18 protein-coding genes are annotated in these 26,794 nt (G+C 48.1%); 12 read left to right on the top strand and 6 right to left on the bottom strand.

The features are described 5' to 3' along the window. Positions 1–63 precede the first annotated feature (63 nt). Positions 64–1,071, bottom strand: coding sequence for a DNA polymerase III subunit delta (holA, locus tag ACEW9O_RS19005; protein WP_373551772.1), 1,008 nt, complete (start codon positions 1,069–1,071; stop codon positions 64–66). Positions 1,072–1,237: 166 nt separating this feature from the next. Here holA and ACEW9O_RS19000 point away from each other — a divergent pair, with 166 nt between their 5' ends. The 4 genes from ACEW9O_RS19000 (at position 1,238) to ACEW9O_RS18985 (ending at position 8,137) form a co-directional block, all read left to right on the top strand. After that, positions 1,238–4,009: a DUF1553 domain-containing protein gene (locus tag ACEW9O_RS19000; RefSeq protein ID WP_373551771.1), complete on the top strand. Its 2,772-nt coding sequence runs from the start codon at positions 1,238–1,240 to the stop codon at positions 4,007–4,009. A 3-nt stretch (positions 4,010–4,012) separates the two neighbouring features. Further along, positions 4,013–5,515 carry a DUF1501 domain-containing protein gene (locus tag ACEW9O_RS18995; protein ID WP_373551770.1) on the top strand — a complete coding sequence of 501 codons (1,503 nt, stop codon included), beginning with the start codon at positions 4,013–4,015 and terminating at the stop codon, positions 5,513–5,515. Positions 5,516–5,648: 133 nt separating this feature from the next. Then, positions 5,649–6,575: a sugar phosphate isomerase/epimerase family protein gene (locus ACEW9O_RS18990; protein WP_373551769.1), complete on the top strand. Its 927-nt coding sequence runs from the start codon at positions 5,649–5,651 to the stop codon at positions 6,573–6,575. A 131-nt stretch (positions 6,576–6,706) separates the two neighbouring features. Next, a complete protein-coding gene (locus ACEW9O_RS18985; protein WP_373551768.1) occupies positions 6,707–8,137 on the top strand; it encodes a c-type cytochrome domain-containing protein in 1,431 nt (476 codons plus the stop codon). Here the strand turns inward: ACEW9O_RS18985 and mqnB are convergent. Together mqnB and ACEW9O_RS18975 are read right to left on the bottom strand one after the other, a co-directional pair. Further along, entirely contained in the window at positions 8,134–8,832 is a 699-nt protein-coding gene (gene mqnB / locus ACEW9O_RS18980) for a futalosine hydrolase (protein WP_373551767.1), read from the bottom strand. The genes ACEW9O_RS18985 and mqnB overlap by 4 nt on opposite strands. Positions 8,833–9,094: 262 nt before the next feature. After that, a complete protein-coding gene (locus ACEW9O_RS18975; protein ID WP_373551766.1) occupies positions 9,095–9,916 on the bottom strand; it encodes a hypothetical protein in 822 nt (273 codons plus the stop codon). A 158-nt stretch (positions 9,917–10,074) separates the two neighbouring features. On the opposite strand from ACEW9O_RS18975, the gene ACEW9O_RS18970 reads away from it, so the two are divergent. Beyond that, the gene (locus ACEW9O_RS18970; protein WP_373551765.1) at positions 10,075–11,124 is read left to right on the top strand and encodes a PorP/SprF family type IX secretion system membrane protein; all 1,050 of its coding nucleotides are present in this window, start codon (positions 10,075–10,077) and stop codon (positions 11,122–11,124) included. A gap of 71 nt (positions 11,125–11,195) precedes the next feature. On the opposite strand, the gene ACEW9O_RS18965 is transcribed toward ACEW9O_RS18970, so the two are convergent. Then, entirely contained in the window at positions 11,196–12,221 is a 1,026-nt protein-coding gene (locus ACEW9O_RS18965; protein ID WP_373551764.1) for an MlaD family protein, read from the bottom strand. A 171-nt stretch (positions 12,222–12,392) separates the two neighbouring features. Continuing rightward, positions 12,393–13,931: an N-acetylmuramoyl-L-alanine amidase gene (locus ACEW9O_RS18960; RefSeq protein ID WP_373551763.1), complete on the bottom strand. Its 1,539-nt coding sequence runs from the start codon at positions 13,929–13,931 to the stop codon at positions 12,393–12,395. A gap of 86 nt (positions 13,932–14,017) precedes the next feature. On the opposite strand from ACEW9O_RS18960, the gene ACEW9O_RS18955 reads away from it, so the two are divergent. Then, entirely contained in the window at positions 14,018–16,744 is a 2,727-nt protein-coding gene (locus ACEW9O_RS18955) for a putative LPS assembly protein LptD (RefSeq protein WP_373551762.1), read from the top strand. Between the two features lie 102 nt (positions 16,745–16,846). Here ACEW9O_RS18955 and ACEW9O_RS18950 read toward each other — a convergent pair whose 3' ends face one another. Next, on the bottom strand, positions 16,847–17,629 hold the full coding sequence (locus ACEW9O_RS18950) for a GLPGLI family protein (protein WP_373551761.1): 783 nt from the start codon (positions 17,627–17,629) through the stop codon (positions 16,847–16,849). 175 nt (positions 17,630–17,804) lie between these two features. Between ACEW9O_RS18950 and ACEW9O_RS18945 the strand changes: the two genes are divergently transcribed. From ACEW9O_RS18945 to ACEW9O_RS18920, 6 genes are all read left to right on the top strand, one after another. Then, a complete protein-coding gene (locus ACEW9O_RS18945; protein ID WP_373551760.1) occupies positions 17,805–19,286 on the top strand; it encodes a sensor histidine kinase in 1,482 nt (493 codons plus the stop codon). A gap of 6 nt (positions 19,287–19,292) precedes the next feature. Then, complete coding sequence (locus ACEW9O_RS18940) at positions 19,293–19,988, top strand: response regulator transcription factor (RefSeq protein ID WP_373551759.1); 696 nt, start codon at positions 19,293–19,295, stop codon at positions 19,986–19,988. A gap of 627 nt (positions 19,989–20,615) precedes the next feature. Then, entirely contained in the window at positions 20,616–21,092 is a 477-nt protein-coding gene (locus tag ACEW9O_RS18935; protein ID WP_373551758.1) for a T9SS type A sorting domain-containing protein, read from the top strand. A gap of 60 nt (positions 21,093–21,152) precedes the next feature. Continuing rightward, complete coding sequence (locus ACEW9O_RS18930; protein ID WP_373551757.1) at positions 21,153–22,961, top strand: hypothetical protein; 1,809 nt, start codon at positions 21,153–21,155, stop codon at positions 22,959–22,961. 64 nt (positions 22,962–23,025) lie between these two features. Next, complete coding sequence (locus tag ACEW9O_RS18925; RefSeq protein ID WP_373551756.1) at positions 23,026–24,834, top strand: hypothetical protein; 1,809 nt, start codon at positions 23,026–23,028, stop codon at positions 24,832–24,834. A 75-nt stretch (positions 24,835–24,909) separates the two neighbouring features. After that, positions 24,910–26,778, top strand: a complete 1,869-nt coding sequence (locus tag ACEW9O_RS18920; protein WP_373551755.1) for a hypothetical protein — start codon at positions 24,910–24,912, stop codon at positions 26,776–26,778. Positions 26,779–26,794 lie beyond the last annotated feature (16 nt).

Genomic DNA, 26,794 nt, shown 5'->3' with positions numbered 1-26,794 from the left:
ATGCAAATCCAGTAGTCAGTGACCAAAGTGAAAGTTTATACCCAAAATGCATCCTTAACCCCCTCAATGCAGCAACAAATAAACCATCTCCCGCAACAACTCCTCGTCCCCCTTCCCAGTACTATTGTAATTCACCCCTTTTGACTTCAAATCAAACTCTTTCAACACCTCAATCGCCTTTTCCGCCCTTGCCCGGTTGAAAAAACGGGTCGCTTCGCGGTAATCTTTGAGAAAAAAAGCCGAGCGCAATTCCAATGCTTCGAGTTGTTCCTTTTCCGAAGCCTGTAAGAAAAAATTGAGCAAATACACCTTGCTAAAAAAGCCATACAAGGAAGAAATGATCACGGTAATCGGGTTGCGTTTGGGATTGGCTGAAAAGTAGTTGGCGATGCGGTTGGCCTTGAGTACATCGCGTTGGCCCAGGGCTTTTTGCAGTTCAAACACATTGTAATCCTTGCTGATGCCGATTTGTTCCTCGATGTGTTTGGTGGTGATTTCGGTCCCCTGCGGCAGGTTGATCGCCATTTTATCCAGTTCGTTGGCCACCTTACTGAGATCGGTGCCGAGGTATTCGGCGATCATGGCTGAAGCTTCGGGACGAATGTTCAGTTTTTTATCCTTGAGGTAGTCCTGAATCCAGTTGGGCACCTGATTGTCATACAAGCGTTTCGACTCGAACACCACCCCTTTGGCTTGAACGGCTTTGCCAAATTTGGAATTGAAGTTGTATTTTCCATTTTTGTAACAAATCACCAGGATCGTGCTGTCCAGGGGTTTTTCCACATAAGTTTGCAGGTCTTTGAGGGTTTTCATGTCCTGCGCCTCCTTGAGGATCACCACCTGGTGTTGCGACATCATGGGGTAACGGCGCGCCACGTCAACAATGGTCAGGTGGTCTACGTCCTTGCCGTACACAATGGTTTGATTAAAAGCCTTTTCACCTTCATTGAGCACCTCATTTTCGATGGCATCGCTGATCACATCGATGAAATAGGCCTCGTCGCCGTGTAGGAAGTACAGCGGTTTGTATTGTTTTTGCTTAAGCGATTTGAGTATCTCCGGGAAAGTCATGCGGCAAATTTATGCCAAAAAAAACTAGCCTGTGCATTCATTTTTCCACAATTTAAATTGATGCTGTTGGTAAAAAAAGTAAGATAGTACAAATTTAAGGCAAAATAATACTAGGCAAAACCCCTACAAAGCGCTTAATTTGTTCCGGTCTTATAAAAATCGCAAGATGAAATCGTCCATTCTCCAAAATAGCCGCTATTTTCTGTTTAGCATCAGCCTCTTGTTGTTGCTGCTCTTGCTGGCCAATTGGGTTGGCTTGAACCAAGAGCCCGTCCATTTTAACACCCAGGTCAAACCCATTTTTAACAAAAGATGCATCTCTTGCCACGGCGGAGTGAAAAAAAATGGCGGTTTTAGCATGATGAACCGCGCGGAAATGCTGCGTCCCAACGAGTCGGGCAAACCTGCCATCGTGCCCGGTAAACCCAGCGAGAGTGAGTTGATGCGCCGCATTACCCACCACGACCCCGAAGAACGAATGCCCTTCGAAGCAGCGCCCTTGTCGACCGCAGAAATCGCCACGCTTCGGCAATGGATCAAAGAAGGCGCCGTATGGGGCACCCACTGGGCGTATGTGCCCGTGCAACCCGTGCAAGTACCTTCCACGAAAGGATTTTTAGGTTTGTTTCCACAAAAAAACAGCGATTGGGCCAAGAGTGACATCGACAAGTTTATCCTGGCCGAAATGCAAAAGCAGGGCCTGAACCCATCGCCCAAGGCCGACAAAGCGACCTTGTTGCGCCGGGCCAGCCTCGATTTGATTGGTATGCCCGCGCCAGAGTCCATTGCCAAAGCCTATCTGCAAGACAACAGCCCCACAGCTTATGAAAAACTTGTGGATGCTCTCCTGGCCTCCCCTCAGTTTGGCGAACGTTGGGCCTCCATGTGGATGGACGTCGCCCGGTACGCCGATACCAAGGGCTACGAACGCGACCCGGGGCGGCAGATTTGGCATTACCGCGATTGGTTGATCCGGGCCCTCAATCGAGACATGCCTTACAACCAATTTTTAGTCGATCAAATTGCGGGTGATTTGTTGCCCAATCCATCCGATGAGCAGTACCTGGCCACTGCTTTTCACCGCAACACCACCACCAACGACGAGGGCGGTACCGACAATGAAGAATTCCGGGTAGCCGCCGTGGTGGATCGTGTCAACACCACTTTTGAAGGCTTGCTGGGCACCACTTTTGCCTGCACCCAATGCCACGGCCACCCTTATGAAGACATCAAACACGAGGAATATTACCGGGTAATGGCCTATTTTAACAATGCCCGCGACGAAGATACCTACGAGGAATATCCTCTCTTGCGCCACTACCCTACTGCCGACAGTGTGAAACTGGATAGCCTCTGCAAATGGGTCGCCCAGGTAAGTACCCCTCAACGGAGTCTGGAACTGTACACCTTCCTCAAAACGCTTCAACCTTCGATCTATTCCATCGCTGGTGATCAATTTGTCAACAGCGAATTGTACGACACCAAAACCTTGGTGATGCGCAAAGATGGAGTTGCTCGCTTCAAACAAGTAGGCACTTATAGCGCCACCAAATTGATCTGCCGTATCCGTCCCCACACGGAAGGGGGCCGCTGGGAAATCCATGCAGACAGTGTGAATGGGCCGTTGGTACTCGATTTTCAAGTGCCCAGTCCCGAAGGAGGTTGGAGGATTGTCGAGCTGGACATCAAAGCGCCTTCCGGCAAACACGATTTGTACTGGGTTTACCGCAATCCAGGCATCAAAGAAATCACCCAAGGGGGCATTGGTTTTGACTGGTTTCATTTCACCCAGCCTTTTCCCGGCAAAGACGATTCCGACTATGCCAAATACAACGCTGACTTCTGGCATTTGCTCAACTCCAAGCCACCCTCTACACCCGTCATGGTGGAAAGTCCCTGGTTCATGCAGCGCAAAACCCATGTTTTTGAACGGGGCAACTGGTTGGTCAAAGGCAAAGAAGTTGAGCCTGGTGTGCCGAAAATCCTCGGAACCGTGGACAGCAAAGCACCCAACAACCGCCTGGGTTTTGCCCGTTGGTTGAGTAGTGCCGAAAATCCATTGACCGCCCGCACCTTCATCAATCGATTGTGGGAACAGATTTTTGGGATGGGTTTGGTCGAAACATTGGAAGACATGGGTTCACAAGGCAGCACGCCTTCGCATCCCGAATTGTTGGATCACCTGGCCTGGCAATTTACCCACCAGCAAAAATGGAGCATCAAAACCGCACTAAAAAACATCGTGAGCAGCAATACTTACCAACAACGCGCGGAAACTTCGCCTCAAATGCAGGAAAAAGACCCCTACAACCGCTACTACGCCCGATACCCACGGGTACGCCTCAGCGCCGAGCAAGTACGGGATCAAGCCATGGTATTGAGTGGTTTGTTGAGCCCCAAAATGTACGGCCCGGGGGTCATGCCCTATCAGCCTGAAGGCATTTGGGCCAGTCCCTATGGCAACGAAAAGTGGGTCCAGAGCCAAGGGGAAGACCGTTACCGCCGCGCCGTGTATACCTACCACAAACGCACCAGTGCCTACCCTTCGATGTTGACCTTTGATGGGACTTCGCGCAACGTGTGTACCGCACGCCGGATTCGCACCAATACGCCCTTACAAGCACTGGTTACACTGAACGATCCCGTGTATGTGGAGGCGGCCCAGGCCTTGGCCAAACGTATGCGTTATGCGGGTACGGAGGTGGATCACCAAATCGCCCGGGGTTATTACCTGGCACTGAAGCATAAAATTGATGCCAAAAAAGGGGCGATTTTGGTCAAATTGTACCAAAAAGCCTTGGCCAAATATCAGGCTGATCCCAAATTGACGCAGGAATTGTTGGGTGAGCAAAAGGTCAAAGACCCGGCTGCACATGCGGCTTTGACCATCGTTGCCAATGCGATTTTGAACCTGGATGAAGTCATTACTAAAAGTTAAGAAATGGAAAAGTCAAAAATCAACATATACCAAGAAGCCATCCTGAGCAAAGCAGAGTTATCCACCCGGCGTTTGTTCCTCAAACAATGTGGCATGGGTCTGGGCGCAGTGGCCTTGAGTCAATTGCTGGGCTCTTGTGTTCCAGGTGGAAATACCACTGGTATTAATCCAGTGCAATACGACCCCAACAACCCCATGTTGCCCCGCCCGCCTCATTTTCCAGGTAAGGCTAAGTCAGTGATTTATTTGCATATGGCTGGAGCACCTTCTCAATTGGAGATGTTTGACTTCAAACCCGACTTGGCCAAATTGGACGGGCAATTGTGCCCCGAATCGCTGCTGGCGGGCAAACGATTTGCTTTCATTCGCGGCGTACCCAAAATGCTGGGGCCACAGGCCAAATTCCAGCAAAGAGGGCAATCGGGCGCCTGGGTATCCGACATTTTGCCCCATTTTGCCGAACTCGCCGATGAGGTATCTTTCCTTAAGGCGGTGCATACCGATCAGTTCAACCACGCCCCCGCACAATTGATGATGCAAACGGGGAGTGCGCGCCTTGGGCGACCCAGTTTGGGTTCCTGGGTGACGTATGGATTGGGCTCTGAAAACAACAACTTACCCGGATTTGTCGTGCTGACCTCCGGGGGCCAAAACCCTGATGCCGGAAAAGCGGTATGGGGCAGTGGTTTTTTGCCATCCGTCTATCAGGGCGTACAATGCCGCTCGGCGGGTGAACCCGTGTTGTACCTGCAAGATCCGCACGGCATCGACCGCGACCTGCGCAAAGCCTCCATCGACGCCATCAATGAGGTGAACCGCAAAACTTACGAAGAATTCCAGGATCCTGAAATCATGTCGCGGATCGCTCAATACGAAATGGCTTACCGCATGCAGGTTTCTGCTCCCGAGGTGATGAACATCAACGATGAGCCGGAATACATCAAGGAAATGTACGGAGTAAAACCGGGCAAAGAATCCTTTGCCAACAACGCCTTGCTCGCTCGCAAATTGATCGAAAAAGGGGTGCGTTTTGTACAACTCTACGATTGGGGTTGGGACACCCACGGCACCAGTGCGGATGGCTCGGTGGATATTGGACTGGCCAACAAATGCCGCGAAATTGACAAGTCCATGAGTGCCCTCATCCTCGACCTCAAACAGCGGGGACTGCTGGATGAAACGCTGGTGGTTTGGGGTTCCGAATTTGGGCGCACCCCCATGCAGGAAAACCGGAATGGGTTGGAGCTGCCTTTCAAAGGCCGCGACCACCATGCCGACGCTTTCACGATTTGGATGTGCGGTGGCGGCATCAAAAAAGGGGTGAGTTTTGGCGAAACGGATGAAATTGGCTTTAGCCCCATCAGTGGCAAGGTGTCCGTTTTTGACGTGCAGGCCACCATCCTCAATCAACTGGGTTTTGAACACGAAAAATTCACGTTTCCTTTCCAGGGTCGGCCTTTCCGGTTGACGGATGTGGAGGGAGAAGTGATTAGGGCAATAGTTTAGTTATAGTTGAGGAAGGTTGAGGCTACCGCAGCGATTTTGACAAAGGAAGTGTCTAAGTCTCTGCGGCAGCCTCAACCTTCTCAACCTTCTCAACTCCTCAACTCCTCAACTCCTCAACCTCTCAACTTTTTTTATGCCAAACCGACGTAAATTTCTCGCCCAATCCCTCAGTCTTGGGGCGGGGCTAATGATAGATCAAGTTTCGGCGCTGGCTGAAACGCCATTGCCTTTTCATGTCCCGGCAGATTTCTCCTTAAAAATGCTGGCCACGAGCTGGGGATTCAGTGGAAGTATCGATGAATTTTGTGCCAAAGCCAAAAAAGCAGGCTACGATGGCATCGAAGTGTGGGCACCCACCAACGACACAGACCGAATTGCACTGGAAAGAGCGACCAAAGCCAATGGGCTGGAGTACGGCTTTTTAGTGGGTTCTGGAAGCAGTGATTTCAAGGAACATTTCACCCAGTTCATCCAGGCCTTAAAAAATGCCGCGAACCTCAAGCCGCTGTACCTCAATTGCCATTCGGGGAAAGATTATTTTACCCTGGATCAGGCTCAAAACATCATCGAGTTGAGCATCACTGCGGGTAAAGCATCTGGAGTGCCGGTTTACCATGAAACCCACCGCGGACGGATTTGTTATTCGGCACCGATTACCCGGGCTTTGCTGGAAAAAATTCCCGGCATGCGCCTTACGCTCGACATCTCGCATTGGTGTGTGGTGCATGAATCCCTGTTAGCGGACCAAAAAGAAACAGTAGAGTTGGCCCTAGCCCGCACCGACCATATCCACGCCCGGGTGGGGCATCAGGAAGGGCCACAGGTAACCGATCCCCGTGCGCCTGAATGGGCAGATGCCCTCAAAGCGCACCTGGCTTGGTGGGACAAGGTGGTGGAAATGAAGGTGAATCAAAAACAGCCCATGACCATTTTAACCGAATTTGGCCCGCCCATGTACTTGCCCACAGTGCCCTATACCCGGCAACCATTGGCTGATCAATGGGCAATCAATGTGCATATGATGGAAATGTTGCGTTCGCGGTACCTTGTTAAAAAATAGTTGAGGGAGGTTGAGAAGGTTGAGGGAGGTTGAGGCTACCGCAGAGACTTAGACACTAGCTTTGTCAAAATCGCTGCGGTAGCCTCAACCTCCCTCAACCTCCTCAACCCTCTCAACCTCATCAACTCAACATGCTTAATTTTCTCGGTCGTTTCCATCCTTTATTGGTTCACTTGCCCATTGGTATTTTGCTCCTGGCGGTACTTTTTGCCTGGCTGGGCCGTTGGCAGCGCTTTCAACACTTAAAAGCTGTAGTGCCTTTTGCCTTGTTGATGGGTACCCTGGCAGCGATTTTTTCCTGTGTGACGGGTTATCTCTTGTCTTTGAGCGGCGAATACGACTTGCAAGCCTTGAACCAACACCGCAATTTGGGCATTGCCGTAGCCGTTTGGGGAGCTTTGATGCTCCTGTTGCAAAAATCAGGGATCAACCGCAGGTTTGGTTTCCTTCTACAATTGGTTTTGGTAGCCCTGGTCAGTAGTGCCGGGCATTTGGGGGGCTCTTTGACGCACGGTAGCGATTATTTGACCCAAGGGCTGCCCGAGCCTTACCGGAGTTGGTTGGGGCTGCCACCAGCAGTTCTGGCACCTGCTCAAATCGAAAATATTCCAGAAGCCAATGCTTATGCAGCAGTAGTAGCTCCTTTGTTACAGGAAAAATGTGTGTCCTGCCATGGTTCTACCAAACAAAAGGGCAAACTGCGGCTCGACAATCCCGATTTCATTCAAAAAGGAGGCAAAAATGGGGAAATTGTAGTCGCCGGAAAAGTAGCCGACAGTGAACTGATGCGCCGCCTGCTGCTGCCCAAATCTGACGAAAAACACATGCCGCCCAAGGAGAAAAACCAACTCAGCGAGGCTGAAGTTAAATTGTTGCATTGGTGGATTGAAACGGGTGCTGCTTATGATAAAAAGGTAAAGGATTTGCCTCAAACGGAGGAAATCAAACCACTTTTGGCTGCTTTGCAAAAAGGAGGAGCCAGCGTTGCGCCAGTTGAGGTTTCGATTTGGCCAGAAATAAAGGTACCTGCGCCTGATCCCCAAGCCGTTCAAGCATTGAAGGATGCGGGTGCAGTGGTGATTCCGCTAGGACAGAACAACACCCTTATATCCGTCAATTTCATCAATGTGCCGGATGCTGACGCCAAAGACCTAGCTTTGTTAAAACCCATTGCTGAACAAGTGGTGGCGCTGCGTTTGAGTGGAGTGACGGTTGGAGATCAGGAGCTAAAAATCCTGGCTGAATTGCCCCATTTGACCAAGTTGTTTTTGGATGGCACCAAAGTGAGTGATGCGGGTTTGCTGGCGCTGAAATCGTCCAAGTACCTGAGTTACCTCAATTTGGTCAATACCAAGGTCAGTAAGGCGGGTTTGGCGCATTTAAAAGTGGTGACAAGTTTGCGTGAAGTTTACGTTTATCAAACGGCAGTCAAAGGCAGCAGCGATTGGCGGGAACTCAAAAGCCTATTGCCCAAAGTGAGCATTGACACGGGAGGATATATCGTACCAACGCTGGTTTCGGATACCACTTTGGTGACGGAGGCACCCAAAACACAAGATTAATCTGCTCGTAATTTGTTCTCCAGCAAACCCGCCAACATATCGATGAGCACGACATTCAGGTTCTCAATGGCCAGAGGAATCTTCCAGGCGTCCCGATTGCGGGGTTCAACGAAGTTGGAGATTGAACGAATTTCTAAAAAAGGCGTCTGCAACATCAAGCAGGTGTAAAAGGTGGCTGCTCCTTCCATACTTTCTACGCTGGCATTGCTGCGGCGTTTGAGTTGTTCAATGCTGGGCGCTGCACCGTGCACTTTGTTGACCGTGATGCCGTGGACTTTGGGTAAAAAATCGTAAGCCGAGCCGAAGGTGTTGACCATTTTTCGATCCTGAAAAGGGGGCGCTTCGGGGTGAATCAAATTGAGTTTGAACAAATCGGTGAAACTTCCATCTGCTTCTTCTACGCCCAAATCGGCGAAGGTTTCGGAGATGACTTGTACGACTGCACCGAGCTCCAGGCGAGTATCCAAAGCGCCGGCAATGCCCGCGTTGATCACCAGGTCGTAACGTGTAGTGGTGAGTGCACGGGTGAGTTGAAACATAGCCAGGGGCAAGCCCACACCAGTTAACAACACGCTAATTTCCAATTCCTTAAAGCTGAATTTCCGGTTGGTGTCGGGCGCTTTTTGTTGCTCCAACCATTGCAGTGCTGGGGCAATTTCAAATTCGGTTGCGGCGACGATTAACAAGTTTTTCATTGCTAGTAAGTGATTTTTTTATACGTTTTGACGCAGCTCCGCTGCTTATTTTTTAACACGACGACGCGACGAAACGACGGCACGACGATTAGCTGCCGCTACAACCCAACGCCAAGCGTTGGGACACTCAGTGCGCAGCGCTGAGGACGTCGTTTCGTCGTTTCGTCGCGTCGTCGTGTTAAAAGATTTGGCGAAGCCGAATCCAATTGGTTCGTGGTGTTTATATACAAATGACCTAAGCAGAATAGTCCGGTCAAAATAATCACTTTTTTTTGCGGTAAGCTAGTCCTGCTGAGGGGGTAAAGCCTAGGTAGGGGTGATACGCTGCGGCACAATCAAATACCAGGTTTTGGAACACGGGCAGGCCGAAGCCAAAACTCCAGCCTCCGGGAGCCGTATTCACGCCGGCACGCAGGTAAATGGCTTTGGAGGGATTGTACTCGATGCCAATGCGCATGTCCGCAGGGAAGTCAATGTCTTTGTATAGTTCGGTGTACAACATTACTTTATCGCCTACTGCGTAGGACAAACCTGCACTAAAAACGGTAGGCGTGTACTCTCCATCCAGCAATTGTTGGCGAATGGCGTTGCGCACTTGGGCTGCCGCCCAGAGTTTGGGCAACAGTTCCGCTTGGACGCCAAAATCCACGTTGAACAAGGAGCGATTGCCGTATTCGCTGATGCTGATTTGCGACCAATGCAATTGCCCACCAATGCGCAGGCGATCTGACAATTTGCGGGCATAGGCCAGGCCAGCACCCGTTTCGCGGTAATCTCCGGTGCCAAAATTGCGCAAAGTCAAGCCAAAAACGCCTGAAAAAGTGGGCAGCGCCGCCCCAAAAGCCGCTTGATTCAAGTCAGCTAGTAAGTAGCGTTGTTCCACCATGCCCATTACGCCGAAGGTCTCCAGGTTAGCTAGGCCAGCCTGGTTGCCAAAAAGGCTATGTAAATCGGTGAAATTCAGGCTGGTTTTGCCCAGTGCATTGCTGCGTGGCGAAACGGGGGCCAGCAGGGCATTTTGGGCCGGCAGGTAGTGAAAACAAATTCCACAAACCAAGATTAGGATGGTGCTGAAACGATTCATGAAGGTATGGTTGGCAGGCGTAAAGCTAAGGAAATTATTTCAGCCTATCCGTTTCCCGACCTTTTTGTATTTTTGAAAACATTTATAAATGTTAAACTCCGTATCTTGGCGAAAAGAAAGTCAAAAGAGGCTTATTTTGCCTTGAATAATTCCAAAACATGAAGCAATACGTACTATTTTCGATCCTGTTTTTGTCCTTTTGGGCAAAAATACAGGCGCAAGACCCCCGCTTCGCCCAATTTTATGCCTCCCCTTTGCATGTGAATCCCGCGATGGCCGGTGTAACCAGCGGTTCCGCCCGCTTGGCGGTGAATTACCGCGACTTGTACTACAGCCTTTTGGGCAGTAAACCATTCAGAACCATTTCGGCCAGTTGGGATCAACGGTTCCGCGCGGTGAATAAGGATTATTTTGCCATCAGTGGCTCCGCCATGCGCGATCAGGCGGGTTTGGCCAATTTTCACCTGACCCAATTCAACCTCGGAGGGGCTTACCTCAAGCAGGTCAATGGTGGGCGTTATGCCGCCAATGAGCAATACATTGTGGCGGGTGCACAGTTGGGTTTTGCCCAGCAATCGCTCAATTGGGCGGACTTGTCTTTTTCAGCGCAATACGACGCCAATGGGTATTTTTTCGATCCCAATGCCCCCACCAACGAGGCATTTGATGGCCTGAGCAGCAATCCTTACTTCGATTTTAACGCGGGAGTTTTGTGGTACGCCGTTTGGGACGACAATAAAAGTTTGTACCTCGGTGGAGCCATGCACCATTTGAATACCCCTTCTGCTTCCTTTACGGGTGACGATCAGGTGCGGATATTCCGGCGCTACAGCATCCACGGCGGTGGTGAAATGCCCCTGACCAAACAATTGAGCATTATGCCAGCCTTTTTGTTCATGAGCCAGGGCCCGATGATGAGCACCACGCTGGGTGCCAACATTCGGTACACCAACCGCGAATGGAAGGAATTGGCCCTACGCACTGGCTTGTGGACGCACGTCAACAACCGTGCTGACCGTGGCATTGGTGTAGATGCGGTGATTGTAGCCGCTATTTTTGAATTGGAAAAATGGAACTTGGGTTTCAGCTATGATATTACCTCATCGGGGCTGAAGACCTCGAATTATTCAAGAGGAGCGTTTGAGATGTCGCTGACGTATATTAAGCCGGATCGGAGTCGGTCGCGGCTGATTTGTCCGAAACTGTAGAATTTCGGATTTCGGTAGACTTCCAAACCTGAAAGTCCACCGAAATCCGAAATCCCACATCCGAAGTCGCATCATTGCTTCCCATCCAACTTATCATACTTCTGCACCCGCTTTCTACCTTTCAGCGGAATGTAACGATACGGGCGATTTTTAATATCTTTTGTCAAAGAATCCGCACTGGTACTAAGGCGATCAAAGCTATTGTACAGGCTATCACTGCTGAGCAACTTACCAAGCGAGCCTTTCCCTGCTTTTACGTCATTCATCATCCCTTCAACTGAACCAAAGGTTTGATTTGCTTTGTTTAAGGTGACTTTGAGCCCATCCAAAGTCTGATCCACCTCTGTAAGCGTCTTTTTCAGGTCCATTTCATTCAACTGGCCACTGAACTTGTCCGCATTGTTGATGATGTTGCCAATTTTGGCTTTGCTACTGGCGAGGCTGGCGCTCAGCTCGTTCAAACTTTTGAGGGTACCTTTGATTTCACCGGAAGATGAGGCCAGAAGGCGATCCGCCGAGGAAGTAGCCGATTGCAGGTTGGCCAGTGTCAATTCCAGGTTTTTCAGACTGCGGTTGATGGGGCTATTGGGATCCCCATTGGTCAGGCCCTCATTGAGCGAATCGAGTGCTCCTTTGATGCCGTCCTGGAAAATTTGTACGTATTGTTTGAGTTCGTCCTGCGGAATATTTGCCCCCAGGAAGCCTACAGAGCCGGGGATCAGGTAAGCGCCGGGTTCGAGCATGCCCTGGCGTTCCTCCACGGGAGGGAATTGTAGGCGGACACTTTTGGTGCCCATAAAACCATTGGCGAAAATCTCTGCGCGGGTGCCTTTGGGCACTTCCAGGTCTTTGTTCAAATCCAGGGTAACCAGGACTTTTTCTGAACCTTTCTGCAGTTTGACATCTGCGACATAACCAACGTTCACCCCTTGGATCACCACTGACGAGGAGGTTTGGATACTGAGGGCATCCTCGTATTCCACGTAGTAGAGGTTGGAGCGAGTGAGGAGGTTTTTTCCTTTGATGAACTTGATTCCCCAAATGGAAAGTGCAATTGCAACAACGGCCAGAAGGGCGATTTTAATTTCGTTTGACATGAAATGCAAAATTTTGGAGGCGCAAAGGTAGGAAAAAAGTTGAAAAGGTTGAGGAAAGTTGAGGGAGGTTGAGAAGGTTTAGGCTACCGCAGTTACTTTGACAATAGCTTTTGTCAAAATCGCTGCGGTAGCCTAAACCTCCTCAACCTCCCTCAACCTCCCTAAACTTTTTTAGGGAATACCAAGCACTTTTTTAGCCTCCGCCAAAGAGATTCGTTTCCCATCTTTCATTGCCACAATAAACGCATCATTGAAACCCAATTCCTTACAGCGGCTACGCACCTGATTGGCTTGCTGATAATCCGTATAAGCCTGGGTACGAATCTTGTACAAATTGTCTTCCTGAGCTACTTCGATGGGGAAGGGAAAAGATTTCCATTTGGATTCCACTTGGTTCGGGGCCACTGGCCCGGCTGCCAACTGGATTTTAAAACTTACTTGAGGATTGTTGTTGTTGACTGGAGGGGGGGTGGTTTTTAGATTTGTTACCGGGGGAGGCATCATCGTCTGGTTGTTCGTTACCGGGTTCCGATTGACATTGGGGCCTGGAGGTACGGGGCCATACCGACTGGCGGAAGCGGCATTGCCCAGGTTGCTGTTGGTGGTGGCATTGTGACTATTTCCTCCTGGGTCATTGGCCCGTTCTGGAGCGGGAATTTCTTTGGATTTGGCCAATTCAGGGTTTCTGTTTTCGTTTTGAACGGCGGCAATATTGCTGTTGTTTTGATTGGAAGCACCATAAGAATAGACGATGGGAGTCTCAGCGTTGGTAGTGGCTACAGCCTCTTTTTGACCGCTGTTTTCATACTGGCTTTCTGTATTAAAATCTGGTGATTCGGCGTGGTTTTTGTATAAAGTGAAGGCTTCCAGCATCGCGCCAGCCACCTGATCCTGACCATATTGGCCATTCAAAAATTGCTCTTCCGAAGGATTGGTCAAAAAACCAACTTCAACCAGTACACTGGGCATAGCCGTTGCTTTCAAGACGACAAAGCCCGCCTGCTTCACGCCGCGCGATTTGCGTTTGGCCTGCAGGTTCAACTTGTTTTCGACCAGTTCTGCGAATTGTAAACTTTGTTTCAAATACGCATTTTGGAACATGCTGATCATGATGTGCCCTTCGGGGGAGTTGGGGTCGTAGTCGTAATTTTTTTGGTAATTATCTTCCAACAGGATGGCAGCGTTTTCACGTTTCGCCACCTCCAGATTGTATTGAGCGGTGTGCAAACCCATAACGTAGGTTTCCGTGCCGTAAGTACCACTATTGCTGCCGGGCATGGCATTGCAATGAATGGAAATGAACAAGTCGGCATTGTGCTTATTGGCAATATCAGCCCGCTCGTACAAGGGGATGAACACATCCTTGTCGCGGGTCAATACGACTTTAAGATTGGGGAAACGTTGCTGCAATTGTTCTCCCAATTTTTTGGCAATGGCCAGGGTTACGTGCTTTTCGTGGGCACTGGCACCGTGGCATCCGGGATCGTGGCCACCATGACCCGCATCAATCACTACTGTTTTGAGCTGGTATGAAGCATTGGACTTTTGCAACAAGGAATCTGACAAGGAATAATTTCTCAGCTTATCCGTAGGGATTCGTGGGCTTTGTATAACTTTGCCCGGCCCGAGGCCAAAGGCTGCTAAAGAAATGTTAAAGCCTAAGATGGCGGCGGACGAGATGAGTATGAGCTTCGTTTGGAAAGTAAACATTGATTTTGTCATAGTTCGTGGGTCTGGATTAAATCGAGGTTGAGTTCAAAAGCAATAAAATTGATTTGGGTTTGATTATGAACAAAATGCAAAATAACCGAATTCATTTTTGGAATGCAACAAGTAGCTGGGCAATTTTATTATTTTGCTTAGGATTTGCCCCTTTACTGGCGCAAGATCCCTATCCAAAACTGCCCGATAGCCTAACCATTGCCGATACCCTTCCGGTTATTTTTCCCGACTCTTTTCAGTTCAGCGCGCCCCGTACCATTCGTTTTTCCAACGACTCGCTGGATGCTCCGGTCGAATACAACGCTGTGGATTCCATGGTATTGGACAATATTGCGAAAAAAATCTATTTATACGGTCAGGCTTCGGTAAAATATACGGATATCAACCTGAAAGCGGAATTTATTGAGCTGGATTGGGCCAATAACGTGGTTACCGCCGAAGTACGCGAGGATACCGTGACGGGAAAATTGATCGGGGTCCCGGAATTTCAGGATGGCGATCAAACTTTTACAGCCAAAAGAATGCGTTACAATTTCAAAACCCGCAAGGGGATGGTCTATGAAGTGCGCACCAAACAAACTGACCTTTTTGTACACGGCTCCAGGATGAAACTCATTCAGGAGGAAAAAAAGGATACCTCCAAACCGGATAACATCCTTTTTGGGCAAAAACTGCTTTTTACTACCTGTGAAGCTGATCATCCACACTTTGGCATTCGGAGTACGAAGCAAAAAATCATACCGGATAAATTGGCCATCGTGGGCCCTTCCCAGATTGAAATCATGGGGGTGCCCACACCAATTTGGTTACCCTTTGGTTTTTTTCCACTGAAAAAAGGGCGCAGTACTGGTCTCTTGTTTCCCCGTGATTATGAGTATTCGGAATCCTGGGGTTTTGGTTTGCGCGACATTGGTTGGTATTTCCCGGTTGGGGATCACCTGAACCTGGCTTTGCGAAGCAATATTTACTTCCGGGGCACCTATGGCTTGGCTTTGCAGGCCGATTACCGCAAACGATATCAATTTGCTTCAGGTTTGAACCTGCGCTTTGACTCTCAAGTGCAAGAGGATTTAAAAACCGGGAAATTCGGCCGCACCAAAAGTTTTGGTATTCAGTTCAACCTCAACCAGGAAGCAGCAGCTCACCCCAACGCAAAAATTGGCGGCAACATCAACATCCAAGGAAACCGCAACACCCAACGTGTTTTCAACGATGCCTACAGCGTATTGAACTCGCAGTTGTATTCCAACCTGAACTTTTCCAAAAATTGGCCGGGTAAACCCTATAGCCTCAGTGCTTCTTTCAACCATAGCCAAAACCTGAACAACCGCAAGGTGACCATCAACTTCCCCAACGTACAATTCCAAACCCAAACCCTTTATCCTTTTAAGAAAAAAGTGACCCAAGACAAGTGGTACGAAAGCATTGCCTTGCGCTACGCCGGGGAGGCCCGCAACAGTTTTGTCACCAACGATACCTCGATTTTTACCCAAAAAATGTGGCAGGACGCCGTAGCCGGGGCACGGCACAACATCGACGTCAACACTTCTTTCAAGTTGTTGAAATACATCAACGTCAACCCCAATGTAACTTATAACGAAATTTGGCAGTTGAAATCCATCGCCAAATCCTTCGACTCTCGGAACATCATCAAGGCAGATACGCTCGACGACCCTTTTGACCCAGCAAAGTCCTTGATCCGTTACGATACTACTTTTGGCACCGTTAAAACCGATACCCTATCGGGCTTTTCTCGATTCAACCAGTTTTCGGCGGGGGTGAGTTTGAATACCCGGATCTTTTTTACCCTCAAAACGGGTAAGTTGACTCCTCTACGGGAGGTGCGCTGGGAAATGCGGCCCAACATATCGTTCAACTACTCCCCCAACTATTTGAATCCCGACCTGAATTATTTCGACAGTGTACAACTGGATTCCCGCTTTCCACTGATCAAACAGATTTATTCCCGCTTCGACAACATCGCCGTGTACGGCACCCCTACCCCTAGCGGGCGACAGATGGCCATCGGCTACAGCCTCAACAACATTTTCCAGGCTAAGGCTTATTCAAAAAGGGATTCGATGGAGAAAAAAATCAAACTCATCGACAACCTGGTTATTGGCGGAAGTTACAACTATGCCGCAGATTCTTTGAAATGGAGTCAACTCAGTATGAGCACCACGGCGCGTTTCTTTAAAGGCATGACTACGATGGGCTTTTTTATGAGTTTGGACCCCTATCTGGAGAATGCCCAGGGGTTGCGCTACAATCGTACGGTGTGGCAACAGGGCAGAATTATTCCCCGAATGGAGACTGCGCGTTTTTCTTTTGTAACTGATTTGACGGTGCAAAAAATTCGTGAAATGTTTCAGGGTAAAAAAGAAGAATTGATCACCGATGTACGCGAAACCCAACCCCGGAAACGCGATGAGCAAGAACAGGACTTCTTAAGTTTATTTGAAAACTTCAGCATCTCGCACAACCTGGATTTTTCCTGGGAAGCGCGTGGCAATGAAAACGTCTTCCGGATGGGAACCAATTCGATCAACGCACAAGGAAATGTGGAACTGACTAAAAATTGGGGGGTATCGGTAGGCAATATTGGCTATGACTTTGTCAATAAAGGATTGACTTACCCGGCGATTGGATTCACCCGCGACCTGCATTGCTGGCAACTCTCTTTTGCCTGGCAACCCCAGCGAGGTACTTATGTGCTGAACATTCAAGTGAAACCAGGCACCCTGGATTTCATCAAAATACCTTATCAGAAAAACAATTTCGACAATCGGTCGGGGTTCTAACCAACAAAAAAAGGTTCCAGGGTTCCAGGTTCCAGAGTTCCAGGGTTCATCGCGCAACCCCGGAACTTTGGAACCTGGAACTTTGGAACCCTGTTTTGGGTTCTAGTTCCGAATGATGATCTGCCTTCCGCCGCCACCTTGCCAGTTTCCGCCTCCTGCTTCGCGCATTTCTTTCATTTTTTCCACTTGAATTTTTTGGTATTCAGCGCGGGTTACTTTTTTACCTTTTTCAGGTGCTTTGATACTGGCTTCATCTGGCTTTTGCAGTTTCACTTCGGCTGCAGTGATCACACTCCGACCACCATCCATGTCAATTTCCAGAATCATACCAGGTAAACCACCATAACCTTGAGGGCCAAAGGCAACTGGAATGGTTGGAGCAAACCAGGCCGTAATCACCCGGGCACGGCCCATCAGGCTATCTGTAACCGTTGCGGAGATACAAGGGTAGTCCAGGATCTTCTTTTGCTGACCAGTTACTTTCCAGGCACGGGTCGGGATGATATCGTCGACCAAAAACTGCTTGCCAAACAGGTCCATTTCTTCCACCTGGCGGTTGTTGGCCAGGTCTTTGTAAATGGGGGGATTAAAGCGGCGCATCATAAAACGCATCCCGCCACCTCCACCGGGGCCGCCTTGACTGTCATCATCGGCAGAAGCAATTTCTTTGTACAAGGACACCTTGGCCGTGAAATTGAGGTTGAACTCATTGGTCACGGATTCGGGGATGTTCCGAGCCATATTAGGGTCAACTCCGGCCGGTGCATTGGCTTGTATTTCCCGACGCATATACACCGTTTGTTTGTACAGTACGGTGCCCTCGTTGTTTTGGGCTGAAACAGCCAGGGACAACACCCCAAAAAATAACAGCAATAAATTCCTCATGGGTAATTCCTTTTTTTGATCTACAAAGCTAAGCTGGAATCGGCCAGTCCCCAAGTTAACGTTCCTTGATTTAAGGTTAATAATGGTTAAAGACAGGTGCGCAGCCTTTTGCTTTAACGTAACTTTGTGCTAGAAATGGGGAAAAAATCCCTACCATTTTTCAAAATCTACTGATTTGTATCGGCACAATACATTGTATCGGGCTTTAATGACGGGCAGCTTGCTGCTGCTGGCCGTGTTTCAGATCTACTGGCTGAAAAAGGTATATCAGGAACAGGAGAGCATTTTGCGCCACCAATCGGAGAATGTTTTTATCCAAACGGTACGCGATTTGCAGGACTCGCTCATCCAGCGTAAGATCGTGTTTATGGAGGAAGACCCGAGTCGCTCGATCAGGAAAGTCATTCCGCCCAATTTTCAGTTTGAAGCCAAGCCTCCTCCCCCATCCAAGCCATCCACCATGGTGGTTGTGCGGATGGACAGTGTGACTTTCGTACACCGTGATACCCATCCGGAAAAACGGCCCATCAATTTTTACCTGCAACAACGCAGTCCGAAGGATGAGCGTTTCCGTCGGACTTTTGGCTTGCGCCGAGGAATTGGTTTGGCCTTGAGCAAAATCCCCAAGGGCGCCAATGCCATGTTTGAGCTGTCTGACGATACGATCCCCAAAGATCAATTGATCAAACGTTACCAAAGTCAATTGGATAAAAATGACTTGCGGCTGGCTTTTTCAGTGACTAAGATCGACTCTTTGCCCGAGGGAATGTCCAAGGAAGGAATTGTGCATTTTGCCCCGGCCAGTATTCCACCCTTCCAATTTTATCGGCTGGAGATGGAAGACTATCGCTGGTTTTTGCTCAAACGGATGACCCCTCAAATGATCTTTGGTTTGTTCCTGCTATTGTTCACCGGGCTGACTTTTTGGGTCATCTTCCGCAGTTTGCGCCAGCAACAACAGTTGACCAAGTTAAAAAACGATTTCATCAGCAACATCACCCACGAGTTAAAAACGCCCATTGCAACGGTGAGTGTAGCACTGGAAGCACTGAAGGATTTTAATGCCTTGAACAATCCAAAACGCACTCGTGAATACATCGATATTTCCCAACACGAAATGCAAAGACTGGCGATGCTGGTGGATCGGGTCTTAAAAATGTCGATGTTTGAAAATCAAACCTTCCAAATCCAGCGTGAACCTTTTAATCTGAAAAACGCTGTCCAGAAAATCCTGGAGTCGCTTAGCCTCCAGTTTGAAAAAAATCGGGCCAAAGTCAATTTTACCACCGAAGGCCAGGATTTTCAAATTGAAGCCGATCCAATTCACTTGACCAATGTGGTGTACAACCTTTTGGACAATGCACTAAAATACAGCAAAGACGAGCCTAAAATTGACATCGCGTTGGCCGAGCACAATGGTACCCTCACCCTGAGTGTCAAAGACCAGGGCATTGGTATCCCCAAGGAATACCAGGGCAAGGTTTTTGACCAGTTTTTTCGGGTGCCCAATGGTGATCGGCACAACGTCAAAGGTTATGGCCTAGGCCTGAGCTATGTAGCCGGTGTGATTCAACAGCACGGGGGACAAATCATTCTGGACAGCGAAGTAGACAATGGAACCCGTTTTACGGTATTTTTGCCCAGGCATATTAAATAAGGTGTAGTGGCAACAAAAGTACTGTACGTAGAAGATGAGCTGTTTTTGGGCAAAATCGTCCAAGAAAGCCTTGAAAGTCGAGGATTTGAAGTACAAATGGTCGGCGACGGTGCCGAGGTCTTGGCTGTTTTTGAAAATTTTATGCCCGATATCTGTCTGCTTGACGTGATGTTGCCCAACCGCAACGGTTATGAATTAGGTGAGGACATTCGCCAACGCTTCCCTACCCTACCCATTATTTTCCTGACTGCCAAAACACAAACTGAAGATGTCCTGAAAGGCTTCACCTCTGGTGGGAATGATTACATCCGCAAACCCTTCAGTATGGAAGAGCTGATTGCTCGCATTCACAATTTGCTCAACCTGAGTGGGCAAAATCCAGGGGAAACTGGTGGCGAACAAAACGGGATTATCCATTTGGGAAAATACGTCTTTGATTTGCGCAAGTATGAACTACGCTTTCAGGCTCAAGTACGCAAGCTCTCCCACCGCGAGGCAGAATTGCTCAAAATTCTGGCAGATCATCGCAATTTTACGGTAGAACGAAAAGTGATCATGCTACAGATTTGGGGCGATGATTCTTTTTTTAATTCCCGCAACCTTGACGTGTACATCACCCGCTTGCGCGACTATCTGCGCGAGGATGAGCGGGTGCAAATCATTACCCTAAAGGGAGTGGGCTATCAATTTATTGTAGATTAGAAGCCCGAAAAATAAGGGGAAGTGAATATTGCATTATATTATTTCTGTATTAAAAACAATAAGCACCAATGCTATAACAAAATAAAAACGAAAAAAAATCCAAACATACAGATTACAAGAAACAGAAAAAAAGTCCCTCTCGCCTGTACTACATAAGCAGCTTTAACTTATCTTCGCAAGGAATTTTTCTTGACTACCTTGTATTACTGCTCTTAGGAACTGATTGCTGTTCAGAGACGACCAGTAAGTAGATTATTTCGCAATCATTCCATTTCAAACACTGAATCTGATGACTGAAGTTGTAATGACTTTGGTATCAACTATTTTGACATTAACGTTATTTTTGATAAATCGGTATCTCATGAAAAGACCTTATAAGTATTTGGACTTGTGCGCCACTCATTCCTTTTCAATACAAACTCTTTGTATTGACTCCACTACCCTTTTTTCCATTTCAGTTATACCGTCTCTCTTAGTTAAAAAAATTGCGTTAATCCGTTTTCCCTTTTCCCTTACGAATTTCGGTCATTTATTCTTTTGCTTACAAGAAAAGAACTCAACCATTGTTCCTGCATTTGGTACCAGTGGATTTGCGGTTCTTTTACAAAATACAAACTTATGAGGCTGATGAAATTTTACTTTAGCGCCATCCTTTCAATTGCCTGTCTGTGCTTAGGTGCCCAATCCCTCTCACCCCAAGTACTGAGCAATGCTGGAAGTACCATCGTTACCCCTGAAATGAGATTGAGTTGGACGCTTGGTGAGGTAGCGGTGTCCAGGGTGCCCGGAAATGCTGGCTCCCTTACTGAAGGATTCCATCAGCCATCTCTTCAGGTGAACCAAATCAGTTTTGGTGAACTGCAGATGGTGCAAGTGGTCCCCAATCCGGTTCGATCAATGCTCAACCTGATTAGCATTTCCGATGATCAAGAAGTGTATCTGGCCAATTTACAAGACGCACAGGGTAGAGTTTTGATCAAAGACTTGAAGTTAAGGGGAAAAGCCGAAATAGACATGAGTGCTTACCCGGCAGGAGTATACCTCTTGTCTGTTCATAAATCTGGAAGTTCACTCATTCAGAACCATAAAGTTGTAAAATTGTAATCATCCGCTTGACTGTTGTCCAGCGTAATGCTGAATGACCAACGCTTTAATAATAATGTAATGAAAAAAAGTTTACTCACCTTAATCATGTTTTGCAGCTTGGGCATTCTATCCATGCTCGCACAAACCGGGACGGATGGTATCAGTTACCAGGCCGTAGTTCGTGATGCTCAGGGTAAAGTATTGGCAAACGCGCCAGTAAGCATCAAGATAGCATTGGTGTCAGAAAACAAAAGTGTTGAAGCATATTATACAGAAGTTCACAAAGTCAGTACGGACTTCCAGGGGCAGTTCAACATCATCATCGGAGAAGGCCAACAAGCAAAAGGAACAATTGCTCAAGTTCCCTGGGGCAAAGAACAAATTGAACTGAACATAGAATTAATTGGAGAAAAGAGTGGTGTGCTCAAAATCCATAGCCGCAGCCGCTTGTTGTCGGTTCCATACGCCATGCATGCCGCTACAACCTCGAAATTGAGCGAAGATCAGGCCACTGAAAAAACTCAGTCTATTTATTGGACTACTACTGGCAACTCGGCAACTGCTCCGCCTACTCATTTCCTGGGTACTCGTGATGCGCAAGATTTAGCCATTAAAACCAACAACCAAACCCGCCTGACCTTTACCAAAGGAGGCCAGATGCAAATCAAAAGCGGAGTAAATGGCCCCGATACAGAGATGAGTAGTTATCCTCTGGTGGTACAGGGTAGCAGTCAAGGCATATATATTAAGGTGAACGGATCGCGTAATGGGAGTAACAACTTCTTGACTTTCGCCGACGATTATGGCATCTGGGGTCGCGTTGAAGGACAAACATTTCCAGAACTGGAGCAAACCTGGCAATACAAACTGCAAGTACAACAGTTTGCTTTTCAAGCGGTGGCTCTCGCCGGACAAATTGCCGCCTTTACCGCCAAGGCAATCGGTGAAGGTGCTTCGCTTTTTGCTGCCGGTGCCATAGCTGGTACTGTACTCCAAATTGCCACTCTAGTGATTCAAACGGCTGCCCTGCTCACCGAATCCATCAGTTGGGGGGTGAATATTCGCACCTACATTGGCGTTACTTATTCTTCCGGAGCGGGGGATTATGCCGAATGGTTACCGAGAAGCGAAGGCGAACGGGATGTACATTTTGGAGAAGTAGTTGGCGTTCGGGGAGGAAAAGTATCGCTCAATACCACTGATGCTGACCATTTTATGGTGGTTTCTTCTCAACCAGCAGTTATTGGCAACAAACCTCAACCGGGTCAAGAATCTAATTTTGAAAAAATTGCTTTCATGGGGCAAGTTCCAGTTAAGGTAGCTGGCCCAGTAGCTGTAGGTGACTTTATTATTACCTCCGGGAATCACGATGGCTTTGGGGTAGCCATTCACCCGAAAAATATGAAAACCGGGGATTACGCCCGGGTGGTAGGGGTTGCCTGGGAAGCAGCTCCCGAACAGCCTATCAACTTCGTAAAAGTTGCTGTGGGTATCAATACCAATGACCTCAGTAACAAAGTAGATGAGCTCAATAAGGAAGTGGAAAACATCATGGCCTTCTTGGAAGGAAAATCGCCTCTACTTGATGCGGGGGAAATTGCTGCCACGACCCCACCGATAAAACCACAAACGACTTTCCAGAAATTGTATACCGATGAGGAATACGACGCTTACATTGACCAAAATGCTGGATTCTTAAAGGGCTTGTTTACGCAAGTAAAAGCCACCATGATCAAACAGGGCACCGATCTGAGCATGTATCCCCAAGTAACCGAATTTCTGGACGATCCGGTCACCTTCATGAAAGCTATCCGGCGTGATCCCGCCTATTTGACCCACTGGTCACTGGTGGATCAAAACTTTAAAAATGCAAAGATCAAAAAGTAGCCACGCAGCCCGTTAAGGGCTCTTGCTTTTTGAATTTTCTGGTGATTTTATTAAATGATAACTCATGAAAAAATATTTACGCTTATTAGTCATCGCCTTTGTCTTTGCAGTCCCGCATTTGCATGCGCAGCAAATTGCCCAGGGTTTTCAATACCAGGCAGTTGCGCGTGACCCGTTTAATCTCCCGATGGCGAGTATGCCTGTTGCGCTGAAAATCTCCTTGGTTGGTGACAATCAAGGGCAAAAAATCCTTTACACTGAGCAGCATCAGGTCACCACCAATGAACAGGGCTTGTTCAGTATTGTAGTGGGAGAAGGCGCTCAAAAATCAGCCGCACTGGCCGATGTCGATTGGGGAAAGGAAGAAGTCTGGTTAAAGGTAGAGTTAAGCGGAGAAAACAAACAGCCCTTTGTTGCCCTCAGCAACAACCGTTTAATGTCTGCGCCCTATGCCATGCACGCAGGAAGTGCAACTAAGCTGGTCCCGAAAAACGAAGATGAGCCCATCGAAAAAAACCAATCCATCTACTGGACAACCAGTGGTAATTCTAAAACGGTACCGACCACTCACTTCGTTGGTACCCGTGATAATCAAAATCTGGTATTCAAAACCAACAATGTTCCTCGTGCCACAATTACCAAAGAAGGCCAAATGCAATACCAAAGCGGGGTTGATGGCGAAGATACCGAGATGTCCAGTTACCCGATGGTCGTTCAGGGAAGCAATCAAGGCATCTACATTAAAGTAAATGGTTCAAGGTCTTACGACAACGACTTTTTGAGGTTTGCCGATGATTTTGGTACCTGGGGGGCCGTTGAAGGCCAAACTGTCGCTGAGTTAGAAGATTACTGGGAATATAAACTCACGGTTGCGGTATATGCGCTGCAAGGCGTTTCATTAGCAGCCCAACTGGTCACCACGATTGCCGAGGCGATTGGGTTCATGGTTTCTGTTTTTGGTGCTGGTGCTGGTGCCGCTGATTTTATCAGTGCAGCAGTGTTGGTGGTGAATATTGCAGGCCTGATTGCCAATGCTACGACCTGGAGTACTGAAATTCACAATCAAATTGGTGTTTCCTATTCATCAGGAGCAGCAGATTATGCCGAATGGCTGGAAAGAAAGGAAGGAGAGCGGGATTTGCGCTTTGCCGAAATAGTAGGCGTTCGGGCTGGAAAAATTTCACTCAATACCTCCGAAGCAGATCACTACCGCGTAATTTCTAAAAACCCTGCCGTTTTGGGCAATGCGCCGGATCCTACTCAAGCAGCAAAGTTTGAAAAAGTTGCTTTCATGGGTCAGGTGTTGGTTAAGATAGCGGGGGCAGCAGCCGTAGGTGACTACATCGTTCCTTCTGGCAACAATGATGGTTTCGGGATAGCTGTTCATCCCAAAGAAATGAAAATCGGTGATTATGCCCGGATCATTGGCGTAGCTTGGGAAGCTGCCCCCGAAGCCCCCATCAATTACATCAATGTAGCCGTTGGTATCAATTCCAATGATTTATCCGGACAAGTCGAATTGCTGGAGCAAAAAGTGCAAAACATCAAAGGCTATTTGAAAGGTCAGAATCCTCTGCTTGCCGGAAACGCTGATTTTGCATCCGCTACCTTACCAAAGCAAAAAACCACCTTGGAAAAACAATTCAGCAATGATGAGTTTGATAAAATGATCGATGACAATCGAGCGCTTTACAACGATATCTATGCAAAAGTAAAAACCCAGTTGCAAGAACGTGGGTACGACATCAATGCCAATCCCTTGCTGGTTGAGTTCTTTGAAAACCCCACTGAGGCGATTAAAATGATCCGCCGTGACCCTCAATTTGCATCGCAGTGGGCCTTAGTGGATAAAAAACTAAAATCCGGGAAATAGCCCAGGCATTGATAAACATTGTTTTAGCTTTCAACCAATGGGCGCTTAGGCGCTTAGCTGATAAAAAATACAGGCATGAAAAATTTGATTCTTTCATTGGTTATTGCCGCACAAGTTTGCCTTGCGCTCACCTTAAATGGGCAAGACGAATTGATGCGAGGAATGAACTACCAGGCGGTTGCGTTTGATGCATCTGGTAAAGTTATGGCCAATGTGCCAATAAAAATCAAGTTCGCTTTTTCCGTGAAAGAAGGGCCAAGTCTGCCTTTTTATACCGAAACGCACCAGATAACCACCGATGCTTCAGGATTGTTTTCCCTGATCATTGGAGAAGGAGCTGAACGCTCTGGGAGCCTTTCCGTGATTCCATGGGCAGAAAAAAAGATTTGGCTGGATGTAGAAATGGGCGCTAATGGCTTGCAAAGCTTCAATACCAAACAAAGCACCCAGTTACACGCCGTCCCTTACGCGTTTCATGCAAATTCTGCCAACCAACTGGTGGAAAATGAGAACGCCCCTTCTGAAAAGAACCAATCCATTCGTTGGACAACCACGGGCAATACTGGTACCAAACCTGAAACCCATTTTCTGGGAACCCGCGACAATAAAAACCTGACCATCAAAACGAACCTCATAACCCGTGCAGAAATCACCAATACCGGGCAAATGATCATCACAGGTGGTGTACCAAGCGGCCCAGATAGCAACCCGGATAGTTATCCGATCTTAATTGAAGGCAGCAAACAAGGCATCTACATCAAAGTAAACGGGTCGAGATCATACGACAACAATTTTGTGAATTTTGCCGATGATTTCGGGACCTGGGGCAATATTGAAGGCCAAACTTTCGCCGAATTGGAAGAATGGTGGCAGTACAGATTCAAAATTGCCATTTTCGCCTTAAACGGGGCAGCATTGATCACAACCGTGCCTGCTGTGGTGGCTGAAGCCGTAGGCTTGTATGCTGCGGGAACTGGTGCGGCTGCCAGCTTGATTTTTGCCTTTGCAGCTCCTGGTTTTTATGCTGCCGCTGTGGCCGCTACAGCAAAAGCGATCGTGATCGGGGTTGAAGCTGCGTCTTTACTGGCTCAATCTATTGAATTTGGCATCAAGTCCCGTGAATTGATCGGGGTGAGTTATTCTTCCGGCGCAGGTGATTATGCTGAATGGCTGGAGCGCAGTCCAATGGAGCGCGACCTCCAGTTCGGAGAAATTGTTGGAGTGAAAGCAGGAAAAGTTTCTCTAAATACGACCGATGTCGATCACATTATGGTCGTTTCTACCCGCCCGATTGTTCTGGGTAATGCCCCTCAACCGGATCAGGAACACCTTTTTGAAAAGGTAGCTTTCCTGGGCCAGGCGCCAGTAAGGGTGAGGGGAAAAGTAGAAATCGGTGATTACATTCTGGCTTCCGGAAACAATGATGGCATCGGTATTGCCCTGCACCCTTCTAAAGTGAGTATTGCCGATTACAAAAAAATTGTAGGGGTTGCCTGGGAAGCTGCTAAAGAAAATCCCATCAATCTGGTAAATATTGGCATCGGATTAAATAAAAACGATCTCGCGCCTAAGGTGGAAGATATTTCCGCTAAAGTGGACAATATCATCGCTTATTTGGAAGGAAAGGGTCCGCTGCGTCCGGGAAGTCCCCTGACCACTGCACCCGAATTGATCCCGTCTGCTTCGGCAACGGCCACCGCTCAGGAACAAATGTTGAGCAATGAAGAGTTCGATCAGATCATCGACAGCCAGGCCGACTACCTCAAGGGATTCTACCGCGATCTTGAAAAGAAAATTCAGGCCGAGGGTGCAAACATTCCCGATCTCCCTGAAATACAGGCCCTGTTCAAGGACCCGGTGAAAACTCTGAAAAAAATGCGCCGCGATCCCGCTTTGCAAGACCAGTGGAAACTCATCGACCAAAAAATAAAAGCGGATCGCTGATTGGCTTTTAAACATA

The sequence above is a fragment of the Haliscomenobacter sp. genome, from assembly GCF_041740695.1.
Lineage (GTDB): Bacteria > Bacteroidota > Bacteroidia > Chitinophagales > Saprospiraceae > Haliscomenobacter.
This window is presented reverse-complemented; position numbering and strand designations above follow the sequence as displayed.